Annotated in this window: 8 protein-coding genes and 1 pseudogene; 7 read left to right on the forward strand and 2 right to left on the reverse strand. The window is 64.6% G+C overall.

Features of this window, described 5'->3' with window-relative positions:
• The first annotated feature begins 8 nt into the window (after positions 1–8).
• The 4 genes from ACI0FO_RS28800 to ACI0FO_RS28815 all read left to right on the forward strand — a co-directional run bounded on the left by ACI0FO_RS28800 (position 9) and on the right by ACI0FO_RS28815 (position 1,987).
• Positions 9–734 carry a hypothetical protein gene (locus ACI0FO_RS28800; RefSeq protein ID WP_416031998.1) on the forward strand — a complete coding sequence of 242 codons (726 nt, stop codon included), beginning with the start codon at positions 9–11 and terminating at the stop codon, positions 732–734.
• An 83-nt stretch (positions 735–817) separates the two neighbouring features.
• Positions 818–1,135 (forward strand): DUF883 family protein, encoded by a 318-nt coding sequence (locus tag ACI0FO_RS28805; RefSeq protein WP_006221213.1) that lies wholly within the window; start codon positions 818–820, stop codon positions 1,133–1,135.
• Between the two features lie 69 nt (positions 1,136–1,204).
• On the forward strand, positions 1,205–1,621 hold the full coding sequence (locus ACI0FO_RS28810; protein ID WP_105558432.1) for a phage holin family protein: 417 nt from the start codon (positions 1,205–1,207) through the stop codon (positions 1,619–1,621).
• 3 nt (positions 1,622–1,624) lie between these two features.
• A complete protein-coding gene (locus tag ACI0FO_RS28815) occupies positions 1,625–1,987 on the forward strand; it encodes a hypothetical protein (RefSeq protein ID WP_416031990.1) in 363 nt (120 codons plus the stop codon).
• Between the two features lie 136 nt (positions 1,988–2,123).
• Here the strand turns inward: ACI0FO_RS28815 and ubiD are convergent, their stop codons facing one another.
• Positions 2,124–3,668 carry a 4-hydroxy-3-polyprenylbenzoate decarboxylase gene (gene ubiD, locus ACI0FO_RS28820; RefSeq protein ID WP_416031991.1) on the reverse strand — a complete coding sequence of 515 codons (1,545 nt, stop codon included), beginning with the start codon at positions 3,666–3,668 and terminating at the stop codon, positions 2,124–2,126.
• A gap of 81 nt (positions 3,669–3,749) precedes the next feature.
• Between ubiD and ACI0FO_RS28825 the strand changes: the two genes are divergently transcribed.
• Positions 3,750–4,568 carry a transglycosylase SLT domain-containing protein gene (locus ACI0FO_RS28825; protein WP_416031992.1) on the forward strand — a complete coding sequence of 273 codons (819 nt, stop codon included), beginning with the start codon at positions 3,750–3,752 and terminating at the stop codon, positions 4,566–4,568.
• Positions 4,569–4,640: 72 nt separating this feature from the next.
• Here the strand turns inward: ACI0FO_RS28825 and ACI0FO_RS28830 are convergent, their stop codons facing one another.
• Positions 4,641–5,801 carry a pyridoxal phosphate-dependent aminotransferase gene (locus ACI0FO_RS28830; protein ID WP_416031993.1) on the reverse strand — a complete coding sequence of 387 codons (1,161 nt, stop codon included), beginning with the start codon at positions 5,799–5,801 and terminating at the stop codon, positions 4,641–4,643.
• Between the two features lie 44 nt (positions 5,802–5,845).
• On the opposite strand from ACI0FO_RS28830, the gene ACI0FO_RS28835 reads away from it, so the two are divergent.
• Together ACI0FO_RS28835 and ACI0FO_RS28840 are read left to right on the forward strand one after the other, a co-directional pair.
• Positions 5,846–6,733, forward strand: a complete 888-nt coding sequence (locus tag ACI0FO_RS28835) for an FAD-binding protein (RefSeq protein ID WP_416031994.1) — start codon at positions 5,846–5,848, stop codon at positions 6,731–6,733.
• A 142-nt stretch (positions 6,734–6,875) separates the two neighbouring features.
• Positions 6,876–7,066: pseudogene (locus ACI0FO_RS28840) on the forward strand (hypothetical protein); the annotation flags it as partial.

A 7,066-nucleotide genomic window follows, 5' to 3' on the forward strand; every position in this document is an offset into this window, starting at 1 on the left:
TTGTGACGATGCGAAAAATGGCATCCCTGATTTTGGCGGCGGGCGCATTGGGCGCCGCCGCTTCGGCGCAGGCCGGCGTGTGCGATGCGCAGTTCATGCATGATGGCGGCGCGGTGCAGTTGACCGGCTCGGGCAATCTGTCGCTGGGCGCGGACCTGACCTTCGCCGAAGTTACAAAAAGCAATGGCGACAATTGCCGCGCGCGCGTGCAGGGCGTAGCCACCTTCAGCTATGCCGGTTTGCCGCCGGGAAAATCCAAGCTGGACTATCTGATGACGGTGAAGGGCGGCCAGGCCACCTTCCTGAAGTACGCCGGCGCCGGCGAGGCCCCGAAGCCTTCCGAAGGCCAGTTCGACCTGCGCATGCTGGGCCTGTTCGCTTACGACGGCAAGCTCAATGCCGGCCAGAAATTGCCGGGTTCGTCGTTCCGCTTGAAGATCGGCAAGGAAGCGCCGGTGGGCGGCCAGCCCAGCACCACGGTGCGCATCGGTGAAAAAACCGTGGGCCAGAAAACCCCGGTGAAGACGGCGTTGGGCCAGCAGACCTGCCATCCCATCACGTACTCGCGCAATTCCGATCCCACCATGGCCACCTTCCAGGGCTTGACCATTCCAATCCCCGGTATGAACACTACGGTCACCGACTGGTACTGCCCGGCGGTGAACCTGGTGATGAAGCAGGATATCGATCAAGCCGGCGTGAAGTCGGCGGTTGAGATTACGCAGATCAAGTAGCACACGGTAGCAAGCATGCCATGCAGCGGGCATGGCGGCTGGTATGATGGTTTTGTCATAGACACACAACAGGAGCTCAAAAAATGGCCACGAGAAAATCCGAAGAAGTCGCAAAAGAAAAACTCATCGACAGTGTCAAGACCAGTTTGAATGACGCGGAAAACCTGCTGCGTGAAGCTGCGGGCACCACCGGCGAAAAGGCAAACGAATTGCGCGATCGCGCCATGACGTCGCTCAAGCGCACGCGCGAAGCCCTGTACGAGGCGCAAGACGCCGTGCTGGAACGCGGCCGCAAAGCCGCCCGCGCCACGGACGACTACGTCCACGACAATCCCTGGCAGGCCATCGGCATCGCAGGCGTGACCGGCCTGCTGCTCGGCTTGCTGATCAGCCGCCGCTGATAAGGCTTGAATGTCCGGGCGGGCGGCGTCGGCCATGTGCCGCGTTGCCCGCCCGGCGTTCTTGATGCCATGGGTCTACGAAAATCTGTTTTCGGCGTTGCGTCCAGTCTGGTCGGGCTGACGCGCACGCGCCTGGAGTTGCTGGCGCTTGAGGCCGCCGATGAAAAGGCGCGCTTGCTCAAGTTGCTGGGCATGGCTTTTGCTGCGTTGCTGTTCCTGACGCTGGCGGTGCTGGTGTTCACGGTGACGGTGGCGGTGCTGTTCTGGCCTACCGAAGACCGCTATCTGGCCCTGGGCCTGTTGGCGGCTTTCTATGGCGTGGTCGGCCTTGGCCTGCTGCTGGCGGTACGCCACGGGCTGGTATATGGCGCGCCGCCGTTCGCGGCCACCCTTGAAGAGCTGGGCCGTGATGCGGAACTGCTGGACCGGGTCCGCGATGCGCAGGACGACGACGACGCGCCGGTACGCCGGCGCGAGGAGGACTGAACCATGTCGAAAAGGTCTCCTACCGTTGATCGCGCCGTTCGCATTGAATTGCTGCGCGCCCGCGCCGCGATCGAACGCGAGTCGTTGGCGCAAGGCATCATCAGTACCGGCCGCCGACTGGAACCGTCTTCGATCATCCGCGGCTTGCTGCCGCGGCTGGCCTCGGGCGGCGCTTCGCGCTGGGCGTTGCAGGCGATCACGCTGGCCCGGCGTTATCCGCTGGTCAGTTCGTCGTTGTCGACGCTGCTCATGCGTGGCGGCAAGCGCTTCAAGCTGCTGAAGATTGCTGGCGGCGCATTGGTCGGCTGGCAGTTGTACAAGCTGTGGCAAAGTTCCAAAGAGGACGGAAAACCGGATTCGCGTTAGCAGCGCACGTCAGCATACCCGCGTGAGCAGGCTGGTATCAGCGTATCAGCAGGCACGATTTCCGCACCGTCCAAAACAAACCCCGCCTGATGGCGGGGTTTGTTTTGGAGCGGCAGCCGTTGCCGCCCGGCAAGGGTCACAGGCCCAACTGGCCCCACAGGTCATCCACGCGCTTTTTGACGTCGGCATCCATCGTGATGGGAGTGCCCCATTCACGGTGGGTTTCGCCCGGCCACTTATTGGTTGCGTCCAGGCCCATCTTGCCGCCCAGTCCGGACACGGGCGATGCGAAGTCCAGATAGTCGATGGGGGTGTTCTCGACCAGCAGCGTGTCGCGCACCGGGTCCATGCGCGTGGTCATCGCCCATACCACTTCCTTCCAGTCGCGCGGGTTGATGTCTTCGTCGACCACCACGATGAACTTGGTGTACATGAACTGGCGCAGGATGCTCCAGAGGCCGAACATAACGCGCTTGGCGTGCCCCGCGTACTGCTTGCGGATCGACACCACGGCCAGCCGGTAGCTGCACCCTTCGGGCGGCAGGTAGAAGTCCACGATCTCTGGCAACTGGCGGCGCAGCAAGGGCACGAAGACCTCGTTCAGCGCCACACCCAGCACGGCGGGCTCGTCGGGCGGTTTGCCGGTGTAGGTCGAGTGGTAAATGGGATTGCGGCGCATCGTGATGCGCTCGACCGTGAAAACGGGAAACCAGTCTTGCTCGTTGTAGTAGCCGGTGTGGTCGCCGTAAGGGCCTTCCAGCGCCATTTCGTAGTCGTTGTTGGGCGGCGGGTTGACGCCTTCCGGCACGACGGGTTTGACGGCGCGCGGGTCGGACGACGGCAGCAAATGGCCCTCGAGCACGATTTCGGCCCAGGCGGGCACTGACAGGTTGCTGCCCAGGGCCTGCGCGACTTCGGTGCGGGAACCGCGCAGCAGGCCGGCAAACTGGTATTCGGACAGGCTGTCGGGCACCGGCGTGACGGCGCCCAGCGTGGTGGCGGGGTCGGCGCCCAACGCGACGGCGATGGGGAAGGGCGTGCCCGGGTGGGCCAGTGCGTGATCGCGGAAGTCCAGCGCGCCGCCGCGGTGCGACAGCCAGCGCATGATCAACTTGTTCGGCCCCAGCAACTGCTGGCGGTAGATGCCCAGGTTCTGCCGCTTGGCATTGGGGCCGCGCGTGATGACCAGGCCCCAGGTCAATAACGGGGCCACGTCACCAGGCCAGCAGGTCTGGATCGGCAGGCGGGTCAGGTCCACGTCCTTGCCTTCCCAGACCACTTCCTGGCACGCCGGGCTCTTGACGTTCTTGGGGCTCATGTCCCACAAGGCGGCTTTCAGCATCGATACCTTGGCCAGCGCGTCGCGCAGGCCCTTGGGCGCTTCGGGTTCGCGCAGGGACGCCAGCAGTTCGCCGATGTCGCGCAGTGCGCTGACGTGGTCGGCTCCCATGCCGCGGGCCACACGCGAGGGGGTGCCGAACAGATTGGTAAGCACCGGCATCTGCGCCGGCTTGCCGTCATGCTGGGCATTTTCGAACAGCAGGGCCGGCCCCTCCGCACGCAGGACGCGGTCGGAAATTTCGGTCATTTCCAGCCGCGTCGACACCGGAGCGGCAATGCGTTTCAGGTCGCCCATCCGTTCAAGTTGAGCGAGGAAGTCTCTAAGGTCGCGGTATTTCACTACAGATCCCAGCGATTTGGTTACATTTTAGGGTGAAAGAGAGGTTAACATTGACTCCCTCTTTTTCACGCAGGAGGTTTTATGCCCGATGCGTCAGTGGCCAGCCTGTTCAGGAACCTGGCCCAAGGAGTGCACGAATATCTTGCCGAGTCCTTGCGTATTTGCTCAGTCTATCTGGGCATCGCGGTGATTGTGACGGTAAGCATGGGATTTGCCCTGCCTGGTTTGCGCGACCAGGCATTGCAAGTGCACAAAGCCTTGTTGACCGCCCTTGCGCCTTCATCCATGCAATCCGGCACCGAATCCGATGTCGGCTCCGAATTGGGTTCCGACACTGCGTCGGCAATTGCCATGGCCGTTCCAACCGCTCCCGCCAGCAATGCCACCGGCATGCTGGGGCCAGCCCGCGTTGCGCCTCCGGTACCGAAAAAACCCGCCACCGTGGCGACCGGTCCGCAGGCCGAAGCGTTGCGCAACTATATCTCGCGCAAATACAAGGTGGCTTATGACGCCACCGGTCCGCTGTTGAACACCGTGTACAAGGTCAGCCGCGAAAAGCAGCTTGACCCCTTGCTGGTCCTGGCCGTGATCGCCATCGAATCCCGCTATAACCCCTTGGCCGAAAGCCATGTGGGCGCGCAGGGCCTGATGCAAGTCATGACCAGCGTGCACCAGGAAAAGTTTGACGCCGTGGGCAAGACCGCGCTGGATCCGGTCGCCAATATTGGCGTCGGGGCCACGATCTTGCGCGACTGTATCAACCGCCGTGGTTCCATCGATGGCGGCCTGGCCTGTTACGTGGGTTCCACCGGGCCGGACGACAACGGCTACGGCGCCAAGGTGCAAGCTGAACGCCGGCGCCTGGCGCTGGCTTCGGGCATTGCACTGGCCCGGGACTGACCCCCCGGGCAACGCCAGCCTGCAACGTCAGCCTGCAAAACGCGCCCCATCGGGGCGCGTTTTGTTTTGGGTTCAGCGTTGCAGCAGTTTGCCGATGCGGGCCACCGCCTCTTCCAGGCGGTCCAGCCCCGTGGCGTAGGAAAAGCGCATGGTGTGGTGGCCGTGGGCCGGTCCGAAGTCCAGGCCCGGCACGGCCGCGACGCCGGCTTCCAGCAACAGGCGCTGCGAAAACGTGGAACTGTCCATGCCCAGGTTGCCGATGTCGGCGTAGATATAGAAGGCGCCGTCCGGCTTGACCGGCACCTGGATGCCCAGCCGCTCGAATTCGGGCAGCAGGTAATCGCGGCGCTGCTTGAAGGCTTCGCGGCGGTGTTCGAAGGTCTTCAACGCCTGTTCCGTGAAGCAGGCCAGGGCAGCGTGCTGCGCGAGCGTGGGCGCGCAGATCGCCAAACTGGCCGCGATCTTCTCCACCGGGGCCACCATGTCTTCAGGCACGATCATCCAGCCCAGGCGCCAGCCCGTCATGTGGAAATACTTCGAGAAGCTGTTGATGATGATGACGTCGTCGTCCAGCGTCAGCGCGGAGCGGGCTTCGCCCTCGTAGGACAGGCCCAGGTAGATTTCGTCGACGATGGCGAAGCCGCCGCGCTCACGGACCTGGGCCAGCAGGTCCGCCAGTTCGTCGGGGGCGATCGACGTGCCGGTGGGGTTGCTGGGCGAAGCCACCATGACGCCTTGCGTGGCCGGGGACCAGTTTTGGGCGACGTCCTGGGCCGACAACTGAAAGCGCTTTGCCGCCGAACTGGGGATCAGGCGCGGCACGCCGCCGGCAGCCAGCACGAAATTGCTATTGGCGGGGTAGGACGGGTCCGGCATCAGGACTTCGCCGCCGCTGTTGACCAGCGCCGCGCAGGCCAACGTCAGCGCGCCCGAGGCGCCAGCGGTCACGATGACGCGAGCCGGATTGACCTTGGCGCCGAACTTGTCGTGGTAGAACTGTGCAATGGCTTCACGCAGCGGCATCAGTCCGGCGGGCGGGCTGTAGCCGCTGAGTCCGGCGCGGGCGGCGCGCTCCAGCGCTTCCACGACCTGGGGCGGCGCGGTAAAGTCCGGTTCGCCGATGCCCAGGCTGATAATGTCTTTGCCTGCCGCTTGCAGCGCCTGCCCCTGCTTGAAGAGTTCCACTGCGTGGAAAGTCAGAAAATCATGGGTGCGCGTGGCAAGGCGGGGCATTGGATTCTCGAAAGCGTTTTGTAGCGGAAAAAGGAATTGTAGTCATGCAGCCATCCCGGCGCGCTTTCCTGCTTGGCCGCAGGCCGGCCCAGACGCCCTGGGCAGCCTTCATGCAGCGCCTGAAGCTGCTGTGCCAAGGACAGGTCCATGATCTGGGGGAAGACAGCCCCGGCGGGGCGCAGGCCATCCTGACCCCGTTGCGCGATGCCGACGTGGCGCATGCGCGCACGCTATGCGCGGAGTACCGCGTCGTCATGGTGCTGGAGGGGGCGACGGGGCCTTATGCGCCAGCCGCCGGGCCGCGCCTGCGGATCGATCCGTCCCGAATGGCCGGCCTGGCCAGCCTGGCTGGCCAGGCACCGCGCTGGCGGGCGCAGCCCGGCGTGCCGCTTGCGGCGCTGGCCCAGGCCGGGCTGCGGCAGTTCGACGGCTATCCCGGCGCCATGACCCTGGCGGAATGGCTGGCGGCGCCGGCGCCTTGGCCGGCCGGGGGCTGCGCGGCGTCCGGCGTGCTGTCGGTGGACGTGATGCTGGCCGATGGCATCGAAGAATCGTTGGGACCGTTCGGCGAGGCCGACGTGCAGCCGCTGCGCTCGGCGACCGTGCAAAGCCTGGTGCCCGCGCTGTTCAAACTGGCCTCGGGGGGAGACGCCTTCGCCACGCGCGACGGTTGCCGTTGGTTGGGCCGCTATCGGTTGGATGCGCTGAAACCGGACGCGCCGGCCACCGTGAACCTGGCACATCTGCTGCTTGGGCACGGCGGCACGCTGGCCTGGGTGCAAAGCGTGATGCTGACCGATGCGCCGGCGTGTCCGGCGGCGGGCGCGACGGCCGAATCGCCCGGACTGGCGACGGTCCGGCTGGACGCGCGGGTCAAGGCGCTGTTCGATCCCGATGGTCGTTTTCCCTTATTCATGCCCCATGAAACCTGACAGCTATTCAGCTTGCTGTAAGATTTCGCCGCTCGTCTCGAAGAAGAGGGGGCGGGCGCCGCGGACGTATCGCGCCGTCCCTCATGGGAATAGAATTCCCCCCTTCTTTCCGTGTCTCACCTAATTAGCCAGTAGCCGCCCTATGGATGCCAACCTTCGCAAAGCCGCCCTTGAATATCACGAGCACGGGCGCCCCGGCAAAATATCGGTCACGCCGACCAAGCAATTGACCAACCAGCGCGATCTGGCGTTGGCGTACTCGCCCGGCGTGGCGGCGGCCTGTGAGGAGATCGTGGCCGACCCGGCCAATGTCTTCCGATATACGGCGCGCGG

This window comes from Achromobacter marplatensis (assembly GCF_049060505.1).
In the GTDB taxonomy this organism is placed as follows: domain Bacteria; phylum Pseudomonadota; class Gammaproteobacteria; order Burkholderiales; family Burkholderiaceae_B; genus Achromobacter; species Achromobacter marplatensis_A.

Excerpts from the sequence above, each read along its gene's own strand:
- ACI0FO_RS28800 (WP_416031998.1), top strand. The coding sequence starts at position 9 with ATGCGAAAAATGGCATCCCTGATTTTGGCGGCGGGCGCATTGGGCGCC.
- ACI0FO_RS28805 (WP_006221213.1), top strand. The coding sequence starts at position 818 with ATGGCCACGAGAAAATCCGAAGAAGTCGCAAAAGAAAAACTCATCGAC.
- ACI0FO_RS28810 (WP_105558432.1), top strand. The coding sequence starts at position 1,205 with ATGGGTCTACGAAAATCTGTTTTCGGCGTTGCGTCCAGTCTGGTCGGG.
- ACI0FO_RS28815 (WP_416031990.1), top strand. The coding sequence starts at position 1,625 with ATGTCGAAAAGGTCTCCTACCGTTGATCGCGCCGTTCGCATTGAATTG.
- ACI0FO_RS28825 (WP_416031992.1), top strand. The coding sequence starts at position 3,750 with ATGCCCGATGCGTCAGTGGCCAGCCTGTTCAGGAACCTGGCCCAAGGA.
- ACI0FO_RS28830 (WP_416031993.1), bottom strand. The coding sequence starts at position 5,801 with ATGCCCCGCCTTGCCACGCGCACCCATGATTTTCTGACTTTCCACGCA.
- ACI0FO_RS28835 (WP_416031994.1), top strand. The coding sequence starts at position 5,846 with ATGCAGCCATCCCGGCGCGCTTTCCTGCTTGGCCGCAGGCCGGCCCAG.